Annotated in this window: 10 protein-coding genes and 1 pseudogene; 2 read left to right on the forward strand and 9 right to left on the reverse strand. The window is 72.4% G+C overall.

Annotation, left to right across the window (positions count from 1 at the left end; genetic code table 11):
- Positions 1-44: 44 nt before the first annotated feature.
- From ACH4EB_RS20075 to ACH4EB_RS20085, 3 genes and pseudogenes are all read right to left on the reverse strand, one after another.
- On the reverse strand, positions 45-452 hold the full coding sequence (locus ACH4EB_RS20075; RefSeq protein ID WP_030018953.1) for a roadblock/LC7 domain-containing protein: 408 nt from the start codon (positions 450-452) through the stop codon (positions 45-47).
- 323 nt (positions 453-775) lie between these two features.
- Positions 776-2,368: pseudogene (locus tag ACH4EB_RS20080) on the reverse strand (sensor histidine kinase); the annotation flags it as partial.
- Positions 2,369-3,167: 799 nt separating this feature from the next.
- On the reverse strand, positions 3,168-4,412 hold the full coding sequence (locus ACH4EB_RS20085; protein WP_398348887.1) for an FAD-dependent monooxygenase: 1,245 nt from the start codon (positions 4,410-4,412) through the stop codon (positions 3,168-3,170).
- Between the two features lie 156 nt (positions 4,413-4,568).
- On the opposite strand from ACH4EB_RS20085, the gene ACH4EB_RS20090 reads away from it, so the two are divergent.
- Positions 4,569-5,393: a TetR/AcrR family transcriptional regulator gene (locus tag ACH4EB_RS20090; RefSeq protein WP_398349127.1), complete on the forward strand. Its 825-nt coding sequence runs from the start codon at positions 4,569-4,571 to the stop codon at positions 5,391-5,393.
- Positions 5,394-5,470: 77 nt separating this feature from the next.
- Here the strand turns inward: ACH4EB_RS20090 and ACH4EB_RS20095 are convergent, their stop codons facing one another.
- The 3 genes from ACH4EB_RS20095 to ACH4EB_RS20105 all read right to left on the reverse strand — a co-directional run bounded on the left by ACH4EB_RS20095 (position 5,471) and on the right by ACH4EB_RS20105 (position 10,207).
- Positions 5,471-5,947 (reverse strand): DUF4288 domain-containing protein, encoded by a 477-nt coding sequence (locus ACH4EB_RS20095; RefSeq protein ID WP_398348888.1) that lies wholly within the window; start codon positions 5,945-5,947, stop codon positions 5,471-5,473.
- Between the two features lie 476 nt (positions 5,948-6,423).
- Entirely contained in the window at positions 6,424-7,503 is a 1,080-nt protein-coding gene (locus tag ACH4EB_RS20100) for a rod shape-determining protein (protein WP_398348889.1), read from the reverse strand.
- Positions 7,504-7,933: 430 nt separating this feature from the next.
- Positions 7,934-10,207, reverse strand: a complete 2,274-nt coding sequence (locus ACH4EB_RS20105; protein WP_398348890.1) for an FUSC family protein — start codon at positions 10,205-10,207, stop codon at positions 7,934-7,936.
- Positions 10,208-10,532: 325 nt separating this feature from the next.
- Here ACH4EB_RS20105 and ACH4EB_RS20110 point away from each other — a divergent pair, with 325 nt between their 5' ends.
- Positions 10,533-11,555: an alpha/beta hydrolase gene (locus ACH4EB_RS20110; RefSeq protein WP_398348891.1), complete on the forward strand. Its 1,023-nt coding sequence runs from the start codon at positions 10,533-10,535 to the stop codon at positions 11,553-11,555.
- Positions 11,556-11,642: 87 nt separating this feature from the next.
- On the opposite strand, the gene ACH4EB_RS20115 is transcribed toward ACH4EB_RS20110, so the two are convergent.
- The 3 genes from ACH4EB_RS20115 to ACH4EB_RS20125 all read right to left on the reverse strand — a co-directional run bounded on the left by ACH4EB_RS20115 (position 11,643) and on the right by ACH4EB_RS20125 (position 16,247).
- The gene (locus tag ACH4EB_RS20115) at positions 11,643-12,182 is read right to left on the reverse strand and encodes a hypothetical protein (RefSeq protein ID WP_398348892.1); all 540 of its coding nucleotides are present in this window, start codon (positions 12,180-12,182) and stop codon (positions 11,643-11,645) included.
- Between the two features lie 286 nt (positions 12,183-12,468).
- Positions 12,469-13,269 (reverse strand): ABC transporter permease, encoded by an 801-nt coding sequence (locus ACH4EB_RS20120; RefSeq protein ID WP_398349128.1) that lies wholly within the window; start codon positions 13,267-13,269, stop codon positions 12,469-12,471.
- Between the two features lie 116 nt (positions 13,270-13,385).
- Positions 13,386-16,247 carry an alpha/beta fold hydrolase gene (locus tag ACH4EB_RS20125; RefSeq protein WP_398348893.1) on the reverse strand — a complete coding sequence of 954 codons (2,862 nt, stop codon included), beginning with the start codon at positions 16,245-16,247 and terminating at the stop codon, positions 13,386-13,388.
- Positions 16,248-16,281: the final 34 nt, after the last annotated feature.

Consider the following 16,281-nt stretch of genomic DNA (forward strand, 5'->3'; position numbering starts at 1 on the left):
CGCGCGCGGTCCACGCCGCCTGCCGATCCGCTCGCCGCGCCCGCTCATGCGTCCTGGCCGTCGTGGCGCGGTGGGCTGCTGAGATGCTCGCCGATACGGGCCACCAGGTCCCGCATCCGCTGCCCTATCAGCCCGGCGTCCACCCCCTCATCGGCCAGGACCGCCAGGTAGGCGCCGGCCCCCGCCGCCATCAAGTAGAAGAAGCCACCGTCCAGTTCGATCACGACCATGCGCATCCGGCCGTCGCTGTGCGGGAACTCCGCGGACACCGCGCCCGCCAGACTCTGCAGTCCGGCACAGGCCGCCGCCAGTCGGTCGGCGGTATCGGTTTCCGTACCGTACTGGGCCATGCGCAGGCCGTCCGAGGACAGCACGACCACGTGACGGGTCTGCGGAACACTCTCCGCGAGATCCTTGAGCATCCAGTCCATGTTGGGCCGGTGCTGAATCATGGCTACTCACTCTTTTCCGACGACTCGTCACTCTTCTCACTGGCTGCACTTGCGGCACTGGCTGAAGTCCCCGTTCCGGCCCCGGCGTCCGGCTGCCCGGCCCGGCCGTTCATCGACCCGGGCCGCGCGACGCCGCCGCCCCACTGGCCGCCCGGCTGACCGTACCGGCCGTGCTCCGGCTGACTCTGGGCCTGCGCCTGGGCCTGGTCCTGGGCTTGGTACTGGTCCTGGGCTTGAGTCTGCGTCTGGGCCTGAGCATCGGCCTGCTTCTGAACCTGGGCCTGGGCCGACGGATTCCGCTCGGGCGGGGCCGGCTGGCCCGACGGGCTCTCACCGGACAGACCGCTCTGGAACGCGGCGAGCCACATGCCGGGCTGTACGGGCGCGGCGTCCTCCGCCCCGGCGGCGGGAGCGGCGGCGGGCGCCGCATGGGCGCCGGGAGCCGCCGGAGGCACAGGCGCGGTCACGCGGGACTTGCGGCGCCGCTGCGGCAGCCCGTTGGCGGTCCGCTCGGTCACGAGGGGGAGGTCGTCCTGGGTCTCCTCCCGGAGGTCGCCCCGGCGCTGCGGGGGCACGGCCGGGGCCGGGGGAATGGACGGTGCGGCCGGAGCCGGGGCCGAAGCGGGGGCAGGCCGAACGGCCGCCGGGGGCGTCGCGGCGTGCCGGGGGCCGGCGGCCTGCGGGGTCCCGTTCACCCCACGGCGCTCCGTACGGGCCGTACGCGGGCCCGAGGACGCGCCGATGCCGTGCGCACGGCCGGTTGCGGCGGCGGTGGTGATCAGGTCCTGCGGAACGATCAGCACCGCGCGGACACCGCCGTACGCGGAAGGCCGCAGTGACACCTGGAAGTTGTACGCCTGAGCCAGCCGACCCACCACGGCCAGCCCCAGCCGCGGGGTCTCCCCCAGGTCGTTGACGTCGATGCCCTGCTGCGCCTGCTGGAGCATCCGCTCGGCCCGCTTGCGGGCCTCCTCGCTCATGCTGACACCGCCGTCCTCGATCTCCACGGCGATACCGGACTGCACCTCCACGGCGGTCAGGTGCACCCGGGTCTGCGGCGGGGAGTAGCGGGTGGCGTTGTCGAGCAGCTCGGCGAGCGCGTGGATCAGCGGCTCGACGGCGGTGCCGACGACCGCGACCTCCGATACGGAGTGCAGTTCGACGCGCTGGTAGTCGATGATCCGCGACATCGCGCCACGCAACACGCTGAACAGCGGCACCGCGCGGCTCCACTGGCGGCCCGGGCGGGCGCCGCCGAGAACGGCGATGGAGTCGGCGAGACGGCCGATCAGCGCCGTACCGTGGTCCAAACGCAGCAGATCGCCGAAGACCTCGGGGGACTGGCCGTGCCGGTCCTCCATGTCCCGGAGTTCCTGCGCCTGTTGGTGGACGATCGCCTGCACACGGCGGGCGATGTTCACGAACGCGCGCTGCGCGGACTCGCGCAGGTCCTCTTCGGCGACGACGGCGTCGAGGACGGAGCGCAGCACCGCCTGGTGCGCCGCGGTGAACTCCGGCGTCAGCCCGGATTCCCGCCCCTGCCGCGTCACCTGCTCGATGATCGCCGCGTGCACGTCCTCGGGGAACTCGCCGCGTCCGAGCCGGGCCACCACCTCGGGGAGCAGCTCCTCGGCCAGCCGGATGGTCTCGGCCTCCTGCCGGTCCAGCGCGGCCTGCTGTGCCGCGGCCTGCTCACGGAGCGCGGCGAGCGCGCGGCCGCGACGGGTGACCTCGGCGGTGGCCAGCGCCACCGCCGCGGTGGCGACCGCGCCGATCCACACCACCGGCGTACTCGCCTGCGGGGAGACCATCACCGCGGCGACGACCGTGGCCACGGCGGTCGCCGCGGCGGGCAGTATCCACGCGAGAACCGAGGCAGGACGCGGCCCCTCGGGCGACGATCCTTCTCGAACCATCTGCACCCTAAAACCCTCAAAACATCGACAGATCACAGGACGTCTAGCGGGTCCCAGCTCCCCGTTCGGCGCCGCCGCAGAGATACCTGCGGTAACTGCCTTCATACACTGGGCCGGTAGTAGCATAACCGCCTTTGATCAAGGACTGACGCCAGGTCACTCCCCGCCCCACAGCGGCGGATCCAACCGCTCCGCCGGGCCGAGGCAGGCGAGACGTGCACCGGAAACCCGTTGGCAATGGCCCGGCAACCGCAAGCCGAACGACCAGCGATCCCGGCCCAGGCCGCTGCCACCGAAGACGGTACGCCGGACCCCCTGTCGCGGCCACGACAAGCTCATCGTTCATTACGAGTTCACGACGCCGACCACGGCCCGTGACGAGTGACGACGCGTTGATTTCGAGACGAGCGACGACACCTTGAACGGCGCGGGCCGAGCCACACAGCACCGGATCGCGGACAGGGGCGCCCTCTGTTGAGTTGAACACGCCGACGCAGGCAACGGAGGTCAGAACCTCGACGGCGCCGAACGCACCTGCCGCCTGATGCGGATACGCGCGGGCGGGGGGAGACGATACGGGCCGGGGTGGCAGGGCGGGCGCGCCCGCCGGCCCGAGGCGGCAGGGCGGGCGCACCCGATGACCGGGGCGCCAGGGCGAGCGCACCCGATGACCCGGGCGGCAGGGCGAGCGCACCCGATAACCCGGGGCGCCAGGGTGGGCGCACCCGACGGGCCAGGGCTTCTGCGCCTCCCCCCCCCCGCCCCCACCCCTCCCCCGCCTGGCGATCTTGCCGTTCCCTCACGCGTCCAGTTCGATGGCCGCCGACATCTCTTCGCCCTCACGCAGCATCGCGGCCAGAGCCTGTGGGTCATTCAAGAGGGCGTTGCGGGCGTTGATTGCTTCACGGGTCGGCGGGGCCAGGAATTCGCCGGCCCGACGGCCGCCTTCCTGGCATCGCGTGACGAAGGGCCGCATCCGCTTCTCGTAGCGCGTGAACGCCGTGACGTGGTCACCGTCGGCGGCCGCCAGCTCGCCCACAAGGACGTACGCCCCCACAACGGCCGCCCCGGTCCCCATGCCGCCGACGGTGGCTCCGTATGCCGCGTCGCCGAGCAGGGCCGTGCGGCCGGTCGACCAGCGCGGCACGTCCACCCGACTGATCGAGTCGAAGTAGAGGCCGTCAGCGCCCCACACCGTGGGTATCACCTCCGGCGCCCGCCAGCCGCACCTCTCGTACGCCTGCGTTATCAGCTTCTTCTGTCCTTCCGTGTCGCGTCGGTCGTGGATGAGCTGATCCGAGGCGAAGACGACGAAGACCTCGCCCGCGCACTCCGGGTCGCCCGCGCGCCGGGCCGTACGGCCTACGCTCACCAGGCGGCCGGGTTCGTTGTAGCCCACGGGCCGGGTGGCGAGGTCCGTGTCGGAGGCCGGCAGGTCCCAGCCCGCTATGTAGTAGCCGAGGTGGCTGACGAACTCGTCCTCGGGCCCGAAGGCCAGCCGCCGCACGGTGGAATGCAGGCCGTCCGCGCCGATCACGAGGCTGAAGGTGCGCGGGGCTCCGCGCTCGAAGGTGACACGCACCCCGTCCGCCGTCTCGACCAGAGACGTTATGGAGTCGCCGAAGACGTACTCGGTGGGTGGCGCCTCCGCCCCGTCCGCGCAGGCCGCAGGTCCGTGCAGGCTGTGCTCGTAGAGGATGCGGGACAGGTCCGAGCGGAGGATCTCCACTTCTCCGCCGGCGAATTCCGGCGGCAGGGACGCCACTTCGTGCCCCTGCTCGTCGATGAAGCTCATCGGGCTGCCGCTCGTGCGATGCCGCCGGATCTCTTCCAGCACCCCCGTCCGCTCCAGCACCGCCAGGCTCGCACTGCCCCGGAAGTCCACCGCGAAGCCACCATCGCGCAGCTCCGGAGCCACCTCCACCACGGTCGGGCGGTAGCCGAAACGCCGCAGCCAGTACGCCACAGCCGGCCCGGCGACGCTCGCCCCCGAGATCAGGACGGTCGGTCCACCGGCCGCCGCCCGCGTCGTTCCGTACGTCATCACACGCTCCCCACGCTGATCCGTCACTTCGACGAGACAAACTGTATCCCACGGACACGGTTTCGTGTACCCCGGACACAGTTTTAGGATGCGGAGGTGGCCGGAGACGAGAAGAACGAGCAGGGCAGCGAGCGGAACGGCGAACGGTTTCCCGAGGTGGCGGCTGATGTCTTCGCCGGCCAGGCGGGAAGCATCGAGTTGCTGTGGGGCGGTCGCGGACGTCCCAGCCGAGGCCCCAAGCCCGCCCTGAGCCTGGACCGGATCACGCGCACGGCGATCGCCCTCGCCGACACGGGAGGGCTGGCCGCCGTCTCCATGCAGCGGGTCGCGGGCGAACTGAACTTCACCAAGATGTCCTTGTACCGCTACGTCCCGGGCAAGGCCGAGCTGGTCGCTCTCATGATCGACACCGCTATGGGCGAGCCGCCCGCCCTCCGGCCGGACGCGGGCTGGCGTACCACGCTGCGCGAATGGGCCGAGGCCCTCTCGGCGGTCCTCCACCGGCACCCCTGGCTGCTGTCGGCCACGGTGGGTCCTCGCGTCATGGGCCCCAAGGAACTCGGCTGGGCGGAAAGGGCCCTCGCCGCCCTCGCGGACACGGCACTCGACGGCGCCGAACAACTGGACGCGCTCGTCGTGGTGAACGGCCACATCCGCGCCCTGGCCCAGGTCGCGGCGTCCATGGGTGTGGGCAGTGCACGGCCGAAGGAGCCCGGCCACGCCCCACAAGGCACCGAGCAGGTCCTGAGCGCGGCACTGAACGAACTCCTGGTCGGCCGCTCCGACCGCTACCCCGCACTTGCCGCCGCCCTCGCTTCCGCGGCGGCCGGTGACTCCCGGGAGCAGGCTCTGGAGTTCGGTCTCGAACGGATCCTGGACGGCCTGGAGAGCTATATGTCCCGGCAGGCGGCGCGAGGTTCCGCGCCTGCCGCCTCGTCCGATGCTCCGTCCGACACGGCGGCGCCCGACTCCACGCTCTGAGAAGACACACGTGGCGACCGGGAGTGGATGAAGGGCGGCCAAGGGGCGACCACGGAGCCCGAAGGGGAGACGTCAGGTCACAGTTCCTCGCCCGACAGCAGCGGTTCGAAGCGTTCGTAGGCCGCGTAGTCGCGGAAGTGCCGGGCGTACAGGTCGGCGTCCTGGGTCAGATCCTCGTCGAGTGCCGCGCTCGCGTCCACCACACACTTGAAGCTCCAGGACACGGTCTCGCCCAACTCGTTGAGGTAGCTCGTCTCCCGGGAGCGGGCCCGCCGCTCGGCCCGGTGCCGGGCGTCCGCGTCGTCCGTCGCGTAGACGAGCATCACGCTCTCCTCGTACAGCGGATCACGGCCGTCCTCGCCCGGCGATTCCATGAGGACCATCGCGATGTACGGTCTGGGCCCCCTGACCGGGACCTCCTGCTCGCCGCCGGTCGCCACGGCGCACTCACCGGCCTCGGTGACCGACCGGCCGTGGGCGACGGCCCAGCGGCTCGGTGGCACCGAGCCCGTCCGCACCCATTCGGCCGGCTGGAGGATCTTTGCGTTCAGCATCGAAGTCAGCTTCCGTATCCAGGTGCGGGCAGGGATACGGGTGAGCCCATGAATTCCGGTATGGGGACGGATACCGGTTTTGTCCCGGGTGCGCGCGTGCTCGCGAAGGTCGGTGGCCCCGTCGGCCACGTCACCTCCGGACCGGGCGGAAGCGACCCCGTATCGATCACGGGCGCCATGCGGTTCGGCATGATCGTTCCTCCAGGTGACACGATGACTCACCGCGACCGGCCTCGCAGCCGGCGCAATCATCTTCACCCGTTCCGGGGGTTACCGCACGTCGACGCATCCGGCGAGGGTGACGCGGGAAGCGGGCCGCCGGACTCCACGCACAGCGGGCGGGCACGCAACGGACGAGCACGCAGCGGCCGGACGGGAACCGGCCGGGCAGGGAGCGATCGGGCTCGCGGACACACCCCGTGCCCCACCCGCCCCACACTCGTACGCGCGCCTCACACGCCCCCGCACGCTCCGCGTTACAGCCGTACCGCCTTGCGCGGTTGCTCCATGGCCCCGGCCAACAGCCCCTGGAGCATGGCGAACTCGTCGACGCACCGGCCCGTGCCGTTGACCACGCAGTCCAGCGGGTCGTCGGCGACCACCACCGGTACGCCCATCTCCTGGCGCAGCCGCTGGCTGAGGCCGCGCAGCAGCGCGCCGCCGCCGGTCAGCGCTATACCGCGCTCGATGATGTCCCCGGAGAGCTCGGGCGGGCACTCGTCGAGGGTGCGGTGCACGGCCCGTACGATCGCGTCGACCGGTTCGGCCAGCGCCGAACGGATCTCCTCCTCGGTGATCTCCTGGATACGCGGCAGCCCGCTGACGTGGTCCCGGCCGCGGACGGTGTAGGACGTACGGCGCTCGGGCTCGCCCTCCTCGTCCACGTCGACCGGGGTCCAGGCCGCCGAGCCGATCGCGATCTTGATGTCTTCGGCGGTGCGCTCGCCGATCGCCAGCGAGTGCTTCTTCTTCACGTACGAGATGATCGCCGCGTCCAGCGCGTCGCCCGCGACCCGCACCGACTGGGCGGTGACGATGCCGCCCATCGAGACCACCGCCACCTCGGTCGTGCCGCCGCCGATGTCCACCACCATGCAGCCGACCGGCTCGGCCACCGGCAGACCGGCACCGATCGCCGCCGCCATCGGCTCCTCGATCAGGTGCACCTCGCGGGCGCCGGCGCTGCGCGCGGAGTCGATGACGGCCCGCCGCTCGACGCCGGTGATGCCGGACGGCACGCAGATGACGACCCGCGGCCTGGAGAAGCGGCGGGTGGGCAGCGCCTTCTTCATCAGGGCGCGCAGCATCTGTTCGGCCGCGTCGAAGTCGGCGATCACGCCCTCCTGGAGGGGGCGCATCGCGGTGATGCCGGACGGGGTGCGGCCGATGGTGCGCTTGGCCTCCGAACCGACGGCGATCACCTCACCGGCCGCGTTCACGGCGACGACGGACGGCTCGTTCAGAACGACGCCCTTGCCGCGTGAGTAGACCAGGGTGTTGGCCGTTCCCAGGTCGATGCCTATGTCGTACGTACCGGACGAAGTGCTGGACGCCATGGGAGGTTCGCTTGCTCTCTCTCGACTGGACGACAGGGCCCCGCACGCAGGACCCTCGAACATCGCGCCCCGGGCGGCACGTGTGGCTCGACGATCCGCTCGGCAAGCGTGAAGTCCACCGAGCTCGTCAAGCTCGCCAATGGCGCCATTTGCGGGCAATTATCAAGACTACAGGCGGGGCCGAATGGTTCCGGGCCGACGCGTTCAGCTCGACGCGGACGCCGGGCACGGCGGGAGGACGGCACGGCGGGAGGAACGGGGCGGCGAGGGGACGGGACGGCGGGAGGGTGGGCAGCGCGGGGCAGGGGGGCGGTTTTCACGCGCCTCCCGTGTCCCGGGCTCGCCACCTCCCGTGTCCCGGGCTCGCCGCGTCCCACCGGAATCCGCACGGTCTTCCGCGTCCCTCCGTAACCCGCGGCCTTCCCGTCCCTCAGGATTCCGCGGCCTTCCGCGGCCCGCCGGTGTCCGCACCCCTCCCCGCCCCTCCGGTATCCGTGCCCTTCCCCGTCGCCCCGGCGCCCTCCGCTCTCCGCGTCCCTCCCGTGTCCGTAACCCTCCGCGTGCCCCCGGTGTCCCCCACACGCCGCGTCCCTCCCGTGTCCCCGGCTCCCCGCGTCGCCCGGTTCTTGCCGCCGGGGCCCCGTGACAGGGCCTCGGCCACGTCCTCCAGTGAGTCCAGGAGCAGTTCGGCGCCGCGCAGCGCCACGCCGCGGGTCTCCGACTGCGCCGCCCACTCCTCCCACACGGCGCGCAGCGCGCTCCAGTCCAGGTCGCGCCGCTCCCGTACGGCGTCGACCGCGCGCGGCAGGGACGCGCGCAGCTCTTCGGTGAACGTCTGGGCGCCCGGTGAGGGTTCCGCGTCCTTGTCCGGAAGGTGTGCTTCCAGGATCATCGTCACCCGGCCCATCGTGGACAGGGCGGACTGTGCCGCCGCTGCCGCGCTCAGCGACAGCCCGCGGTGGCGCACCGGCTCCTTCTCGGCGCGCGATTCGCTCTCCTCCCAGGCGGCGCGGGCCGCGCGGGCGTCCAGGAGGGCCTCGCGCACCTGGCGGGGGCGGCGTTCGGCGGGCCGCGCGTAGCTGTCGAAGACGGCGAGGGCGTACCGGCCGTTGGCCTCCGCCCACCGGGCCAGCCGTTCGCGCAGCCGCGGTGTCTCCCAGGCCGGGAAGAGCGCGTAGGACAGCATGGCCAGCAGCCCGCCGACGAGGGTGAGGACGATGCGTTCCTGAACGGTCTGTTCCCAGCCGGCGCCCGCGATGCCGAGCAGGAAGACGACGTACGCGGCGACGCACGCCGAGGTGACCGACACGCCCGTACGCATCAGCAGGTACATCGCCAGGACGCACACGATCGCCAGCGCCGCGCTGACGTACAGGTTCGGGTGGCTGAGCCCCATGATCGCGCCGCCCACCGCGACCCCGACCAGGGTGCCGATGAACCGGGCGACGCCGCGCGAGTACGTCTGCCCGAAGTCGGGCCGCATCACCATCACCGAGGCCAGCGGCGCCCAGTACCCGTGGCCGAAGGGCAGCGCCTGGCCGATGAGGTAGCCGGCGGCGGCCACCGCGCTGACGCGTAGCGCGTGCCGGAAGATGTGTGAGGACCAGCGGATCTCGCGGCGTACGGCGCGCAGCGCCACCGGCACCAGCTTCGGCACGCTCGGGCGCAGCAGGTGCCCGCGCTCCGCCTCGGTGGTGGGCCGGGTGGCCTGGACGGGCTCGTCGGTGAACTCGACGGCGTCGGCGAGCAGCGAGATCAGCCGTAGCGCGGAGCGGCGGGCGGCGCCGGTCAGCCGCGGTCCGTCGCCGTCCTGGGGCATTTCGAGGGTGGCCATCGCCTCGGGCGGCAGGCGTACGGGCTTGTCGTGCCGGATGGCGGCCGCGACGGCGTCCAGTACGGTGGCGGCCGCGCCGAGCAGTTCGCGCGCCCGGTCGCGTTCGGGCCCTTCCACGGGCGCGCCGACGACGGGGTCGGCGAGCGACGCCAGGACCGGCCTGACCTGCTCGGCCAGCGTCCGGGGGCCGTGGAGCTGGACGGGCCGGCGCTTGGCCTGACGCGGGGTCACGGCGGAGGCGAGGCGCGCGTTCATCAGGGGCTGCGGGTCGAAGGGGGCGACCGGGTCGTGCCGTAGCCGGCGTGCGTAGTCGGCTTCCGCGGCCAGCGCGTCGGCGAGCGCGTCGCGCTGCACGCCCCACGGCCGTACGGGGAAGAGCACGATGAGCGCGGCCTGCACGAATCCGCCGAACGCGATGATCGCCGCGTGCTCCAGGGCGCCGAGGACGGACGTCGGCAGGGTGACGGTGACGAGCATGACCGCGACGGTCTGCGTGCCGACCAGCCCGGAGACCGGTCCGACGGACCAGGCCAGGCCCGCCAGGAAGGTCCACAGGGAGAGCAGGATCAGGAAGCCGACGATGTGCGCGGCGGCCAGGTAGCCGAGGAAGGTGGAGACGGAGAGACCGCCGGCGACGGCGAGGGCCAGGACGGGCCGCGGGCGCCAGCTCCGCTGGAAGGTGGCGATGCCGGCGGCGAAGGCACCGAAGGCCGACGAGACGGCGAGGGCCGGGTTGTCGAGGTAGAGGCACAGGCCGATGACGATGGCGACGCCGACCGAGCCGCGGATCGCGATCAGTGGGGTGAGCTTGGCCTTCTCGATGGTCAGCCCGGAGCGGGCGGTCTTCTTCAGCGCTCGCGACCAGGTCATGCCACCGAGAATACGTACTCGGAAGCGTCGAAACGGAATGATCTGCGCCGGTTTGTGGACGGGTTGCGGCGGGAACCCGGGCAGGTCGGCGGCGTGTCGTACGAGTGGGGCGCCCAGCCGCTCCCCCGCCCATCGATTCGTCGAGAAAATCACCGTAAAGCCGGCTTCCGCTACGGGTAAACCGCGCAGGTCACGGACGTGTCTCGCGTCCGTGACCGGTTCGCGCGGGCAACGCGACAGCCGAAGAGGGAAACCCCGGCACCGGCCGCGCCCTCTTGCTCGGCAGCCGGACGCCCTCCGGCCCGCTCAGCAAGGAGAAGTACCCGTGCGCAAGACACTGCTCACCCCGGTGGTCGTGCTGACCACCCTGGCCGCCCTCGCAGCCACCGCCGGCTGCGGATCGGGCGGCGGTTCCGACGACGCCCCGGTGCGCTTCGGTGACGCGAAGGGGTCCGGTGCGCACGGTGCCACGCGTCCGGGCCAGGCGTCGCTCGCCCGGATGCCCACCAACCCGATCAGCTTCAAGGAGCAGCGCAAGGTCGGCGGCGCCGGGAACGGCACCCCGATCGGCGTGGCCACGTATCACGGGCCGAAGTCCGGGTTCACCGGGAAGGTGTGGGTCTGGGCGCCGCCGGAGTACTACGAGAAGGAGAACGCCGACAAGGGGTTCCCGGTCCTGATGGCGCTGCCCGGCGCCGAGGGCTACCCCGTCAACTACTGGATCGGCGGCGACCTCAAGCTGGAGGAGAGCCTGGCGCAGTGGTCGAAGGAGGGCAAGAGCCTGCCGTTCATCGTCGTGATGCCGGTGCTCAATCCCGACGCCAAGCAGTACTACGACGCCAGCGACATACCCGGCCGGCCGAAGATGGGCACCTGGCTGAACGAGGACGTCCCCGACTTCGTCCGGCAGAACTTCCGTACGCTCAAGAGCCGGGACGGCTGGGCGATCATGGGCTCGTCGTCCGGGGGCTTCGCCGCGCTGAAGAACGTCCTGCAGCACCCGGAGACCTTCAAGGCCGCGATACCGAGCGGCCCCGACATCGTGCCGGACTCGCCACTGTGGCGCGGTCACGCGAAGGAGCAGCGGGAGAACAACCCGGAGGTGCTGGCCCAGCGGCTGATCGGCAAGGGCGGGCCCGAGGTCTATCTGGCCTTCCAGGACGGCTCCAAGGAGGCCACGGTCGTGCCGAAGGTCAAGAAGTTCATCGCACGCTACGGACACGGCCCGGTCAAGACGCGGCTCCAGACGGTGGCCGGCGGCACGCACGGCGCCGACACCTATGTGAAGGGCATGGGCGAAGGCACGATGCAGTGGGTCAGCGCCCATATGCAGGGGCCGGCGGAGTAGTCCCGCCCCTCCCCGCACCCGGGCCCCGCGCGACCCACGGCACCGTGTCCCCTCCTCCTCGCCCCCGGCCTTACCGGAGCCCGGGCCTCACACCGAACAGGCGACATCCAGCAGTTCGATGGGGCGCGTCGCGTCCAGATCCACGTACGCGGTGAACTGCTCCTTGCGGTCTCCGCTCCAGTACGTGGTGATGGTCGCCCAGCCGACCCGGGCGGACTGCGCGGTGGTGACCTTGCCGACGGAGATGTCGCGCGGCGTGTTCTGGGCGCACAGCAGCAGGTCGTGGTCGGGCGTCTCGGCGGCCTTCTTCTTCAGTTCGGCGGAGACCTGGTGCTCGCGCTCCCAGGCGCTGGGGCCGTGCTTTCCGTAGAAGGAGACCAGGAAGCGGCGGATCTCCTCGGCGGTGTAGCGGCCGTTCGCGTCGGTACGGGCGGCGCGGTCGATACGGTCCGTACGGTCGGCGTGTTCGGTCCGGTCCGTACGGTCGTCGCGGGCGTCCGGCCGGGACTGCTTCTGTACGGAAGTGTCCGCGGCGGCGACCGGGGTCGCGGCTACGGTCAGCGTGAGGCCGAGGGCGACGGCGATCGCGACGGCGATGGCGGAGGTGCGCGAAGTATGACGGAGCATGAGATGTCCTCGACTTCCGACTTCTGTTCCATGTGCGCATTGCCGGTTCTTCACCGACTGAGACAACCGGGGTCCGGAGATGGTTGCGGACCGCCGGGGACACCACCCGCCTGGAGCAGCGGCCGGCCCAGGCGTACGACCGCGGGTTCCCGCCGACGGCAGGCATCCACGAGCGCCTGACCGAGCCCGCCCCGGGCCCCAAGGCGCCCCCACGGCCCCCGGGCTCCCCGCTCCCCGCTCCCCGCTCCCCGCTCTCCGCTCTCCGCTCTCCGCTCTCCGCTCTCCGCTACGACACGATGTCCTTCGTCCCGAACCCCCGGAACGCCAGCGCGAACAGCACCAGCGCGTACGCCACCGAGACCGCCGCCCCCTGGATCATCCCCGTGCCGTCGAGCTGGGGCTGTAGGGCGTCGGCCCAGGCGAACTGCCAGTGCGCCGGGAGGAAGTCGCGCCACTGTTCCAGAGCCGTGACCTGGTCCAGCACATTGCCGACAATGGTCAGGCCGACCGCGCCGCCGACCGCGCCCAGCGGCGCGTCCGTCACCGTCGACAGCCAGAACGCGAGGGCCGCCGTGACCAACTGGCTGACGAAGATGTACGCGACGGCGAGCGCGAGGCGGGGCAGCGCGTCGCCGGCGGCCAGCGCGCCTCCGGTGGGGAGCTGGAGCGGCCCCCAGCCGTACGCGGCGGTTCCGACGCCGAGCGCGACCAGCGGCAGCAGCACCATCGCCGCCGCGCTGAACAGCAGGGCGACGGTGAGTTTGCTGAGCAGCAGCCGAGTGCGGGGGACGGGGGCGGCGAGCAGATAGCGCAGCGAGGACCAGCTCGCCTCGGAGGCGACCGTGTCCCCGCAGAACAGCGCCACCGGGACGACCAGCAGGAAGCCCGCCGAGACGAACAGGACGGTCGCGGTGAAGTTGGCGCCGGAGGCGGTCGCGGTGTCCATCAGGGTGACCCGGTTGTTGCGGCCGCTCGGGTCGCCGCCGATCGCGAAGGCCGCGATCAGGACGAACGGCAGCACCACCAGAATCGCGCCGATGACGAACGTACGGCGCCGTTTGAGCTGCCGCACCGCTTCGACGCGCAGCGGAAGGGTGCGGCGCGGGCGGTAGCCGGGGGCGTGCGGCGCGCCGGGGACGGACGAGCCCGTGGGCCCGCCGGGGAGTGCGTGCCCGCCGCTGGTGCCGGGCTCGGTGACGGGGGTCACCGGTCACCTCCGATCATGGTGAGGAAGGCGTCCTCCAGGCGGCGGTGGGGGCCGATACGGGCCACCGGGATCTCCAGCCGGAGCAGTTCGGGCAGCAGGCGCGGGGTGCTCGTCGTGCCGTCGAGCGTGACGAGCAGGCCCTCGTCGGCCCGGACGGCCGCCGCCACTCCGGGCAGCGCGGCGACTTTCTCCAGGAGGACGTCGGACAGCGGCTCGCCGTCCGCCACGCCGACGAGCAGGGTGTCGCCGGTGCCGACGATGTCGGCGACGGGTCCCGCCTGCACGAGGCGGCCACGGTCCATGACGACCAGATGCGTACAGGTCTGTTCAACCTCGGCCAGCAAGTGGCTGGAGACGATCACGGTGCGTCCGCCGGCCGCGTACCGGATCATCACGTCCCGCATCTCGCGGATCTGCGGCGGGTCGAGTCCGTTGGTCGGTTCGTCCAGGATGAGCAGGTCCGGGAGGCCCAGCATGGCCTGCGCGATGGCCAGGCGCTGCCGCATCCCCTGGGAGTACGTGCGGACCGCGCGCTGCAACGCGTCACCCAGCCCGGCGATCTCCAGCGCCGCGTCGATGTGCGCGTCCTCGGCGGGGCGGCCGGTGGCCTGCCAGTACAGGTCGAGGTTGGCGCGCCCGGACAGGTGCGGCAGGAAACCGGCGCCCTCGACGAACGCGCCGACCCGCGACAGCACCGGCGCGCCCGGCCGGATCGCGTGCCCGAAGACACGGATGCCGCCGGCGTCCGGGCCGATCAGCCCCATGAGCATCCGCAGGGTGGTGGTCTTGCCCGCGCCGTTCGGTCCGAGCAGGCCGAGCACCTGTCCCTTCTCGACGCGGAAGGAGAGGTCCCGCACGGCGTAGCGGTCGGCGGACTTGGCGTACCGCTTGCTCAGGCCGGTGATCTGCAACGGGACGTCCGCCAGGGCCGGGTCGGGCGCGCCGGCCGCGGCCCGGCGCCGTCCGACGAGCAGGAGCAGTACGGCGACGACCGCGCCGGCGGCGGGCAGCGCCCAGGTCCACACGGGCAGCGGCGTCGCCGCGCTCCTGACGCCGGGCGCGGTCGGCACGCTCAGGACGCCGTCGCCTTCGAGCGAGGCGGTGTACGTGGCGGGCTCGGCGGGCGAGGCGTACGCGAGGTCCGTCGAGGACAGCACCAGCCGCAGCCGGTGCCCGGCCGCGAACTCGTGGTCGATGGCGGGCATCCGCAGGGTGACGCTCTTGCCGCCCCGGGCGCCGGTGACGCGGTACGGCTCGGCGAGCCCGGCGGGCAGCACCGGCCGGCTGCTGCCGTTCGGCCCGACGTCGTACACCTTGGCGAAAATCACCGCGTCGTCGCCGGTGGAGCCGATGTGTACGCGGGCGGTCGGCGCGCCGGTGACGCGCAGTGGGTCGCCCAGCGGCTGCGAATCGAACCGGGCGTACTGGCCCGCGGAGTCGAGGGAGAGCCCGGCGCCGACACCGGAGAGGCTGTTGAGGGCACCGACGCCGGGCACGGTGGAGATGGACGGCGGGCTCGCCCCCGCCGGGTTGGCGAAGCGCTGTTCGCGGCCGGTCAGGCGGACCGGGCGCGGATCGTTGTCCAGGCCGGGGTAGCGGTCGCCGCTCGCGCCGCGCAGCCGGGCGGCTCCGTTGGTGGAGTCCACCGCCCCGCCGCGGCTGACGCGGAAGGCGGGCCCGGTGTCCGCGTCCTTCTCGTCCTTCAGATAGCGGTCGAACCACGCCTTCGTCCGGCCGGTGAGGCGGCCGGTCTCGCGGTCGCCGCCGTCGTGGCCGCCGGCGAGCCAGTCGACGGAGACGGGTGCGCCGTTCTTGCGGAGCGCCCGGTACGTCGCGTCGGCCTGGCCGAGCGGGAACAGTGAATCGGTTCTGCCCTGCATGAGGAGTGTCGGCACCTTGATGCGGTCCGCGACGGCGGAGGGGCTGCGCGCTTCGAGGAGTGCGCGGGCGGCGGCGTCCGGCTTGCCGGAGACCGCGATCCGCTCGTACATCGCGCACAACTGCCGTTCGAACCGGCCGCATCCGTCGGTGACGTCCCGGGGCGCGCTCCCGGTGGCGGACTTCCCGGGGCCGCCGCTGCCCGCGCCCGGATCCGATTCCGCGCCCGCATCCGGGCCCGAACCCGACCCCGCTCCGGCGCCACCGCCGGCTGCGCCCCCGTTCCCGGTTCCTGCGCTGCCGCCGGAGCCCCCCGCCGTCTCGGCCGCGCCGACCGAGCCCGTGGAGAAGAACATGCCGGCCCACAGCTTCTTGAAGACGCCGTTGGGAAAGAGCGCGTCGGCCAGGTTCCAGTACGTGATCTGCGGGGCGATCGCGTCGACGCGCTTGTCGTACCCGGCCGCCAGCAGCGCGATCGCGCCCCCGTACGAGCCGCCGGCCACACCGACCCGCGGGTCGCCCGCGCCGTCGAGCCGTACCTCGGGGCGCTTCGCCAGCCAGTCGATCAGCCGGCGGACGTCGGCCACCTCCCGGTCCGGGTCGTTGAGCCCGATCTTCCCGGTGGACCTGCCGAAGCCGCGCGCCGACCAGGTCAGCACGGCGTACCCGTCGCGCGCCAGTTCCTCGGCCTGTGTGCGTACCGACTCCTTGCTGCCGCCGAACCCGTGCCCGAGGAGAACGGCGGGGCGGCGGCCGCTGCCGCCCGCGGTGAAGAAGGACGTGTCCACCCGGACCTCGCCCCGGGGCGCGGCCCCGGCGCTCTCGCCCGCGGTGCTCTCGGGCATGGTGAACGCCCGGTCCTCCCGGTGCACGGCGGGCGGGTCGTCCGCGGCCACGGCCGCCCAGGTGCCTGACCCGGCCAGTACGGCCAGCACGGCCGCCGTCGCGTACAGCCGTCGTCCGCGGAGTCGGAAAGTCATACGGTGAATCCTAAGGACGTTCCGCGGCGGGGCA

This window comes from Streptomyces sp. NPDC018045, from assembly GCF_044327445.1.
Taxonomy (GTDB): domain Bacteria; phylum Actinomycetota; class Actinomycetes; order Streptomycetales; family Streptomycetaceae; genus Streptomyces.

Coding starts and splice junctions, on each gene's coding strand:
- ACH4EB_RS20105 (WP_398348890.1), bottom strand. CDS start 10,207: ATGACCTGGTCGCGAGCGCTGAAGAAGACCGCCCGCTCCGGGCTGACC.
- ACH4EB_RS20115 (WP_398348892.1), bottom strand. CDS start 12,182: ATGCTCCGTCATACTTCGCGCACCTCCGCCATCGCCGTCGCGATCGCC.
- ACH4EB_RS20085 (WP_398348887.1), bottom strand. CDS start 4,412: ATGACGTACGGAACGACGCGGGCGGCGGCCGGTGGACCGACCGTCCTG.
- ACH4EB_RS20075 (WP_030018953.1), bottom strand. CDS start 452: ATGATTCAGCACCGGCCCAACATGGACTGGATGCTCAAGGATCTCGCG.
- ACH4EB_RS20100 (WP_398348889.1), bottom strand. CDS start 7,503: ATGGCGTCCAGCACTTCGTCCGGTACGTACGACATAGGCATCGACCTG.
- ACH4EB_RS20125 (WP_398348893.1), bottom strand. CDS start 16,247: ATGACTTTCCGACTCCGCGGACGACGGCTGTACGCGACGGCGGCCGTG.
- ACH4EB_RS20095 (WP_398348888.1), bottom strand. CDS start 5,947: ATGCTGAACGCAAAGATCCTCCAGCCGGCCGAATGGGTGCGGACGGGC.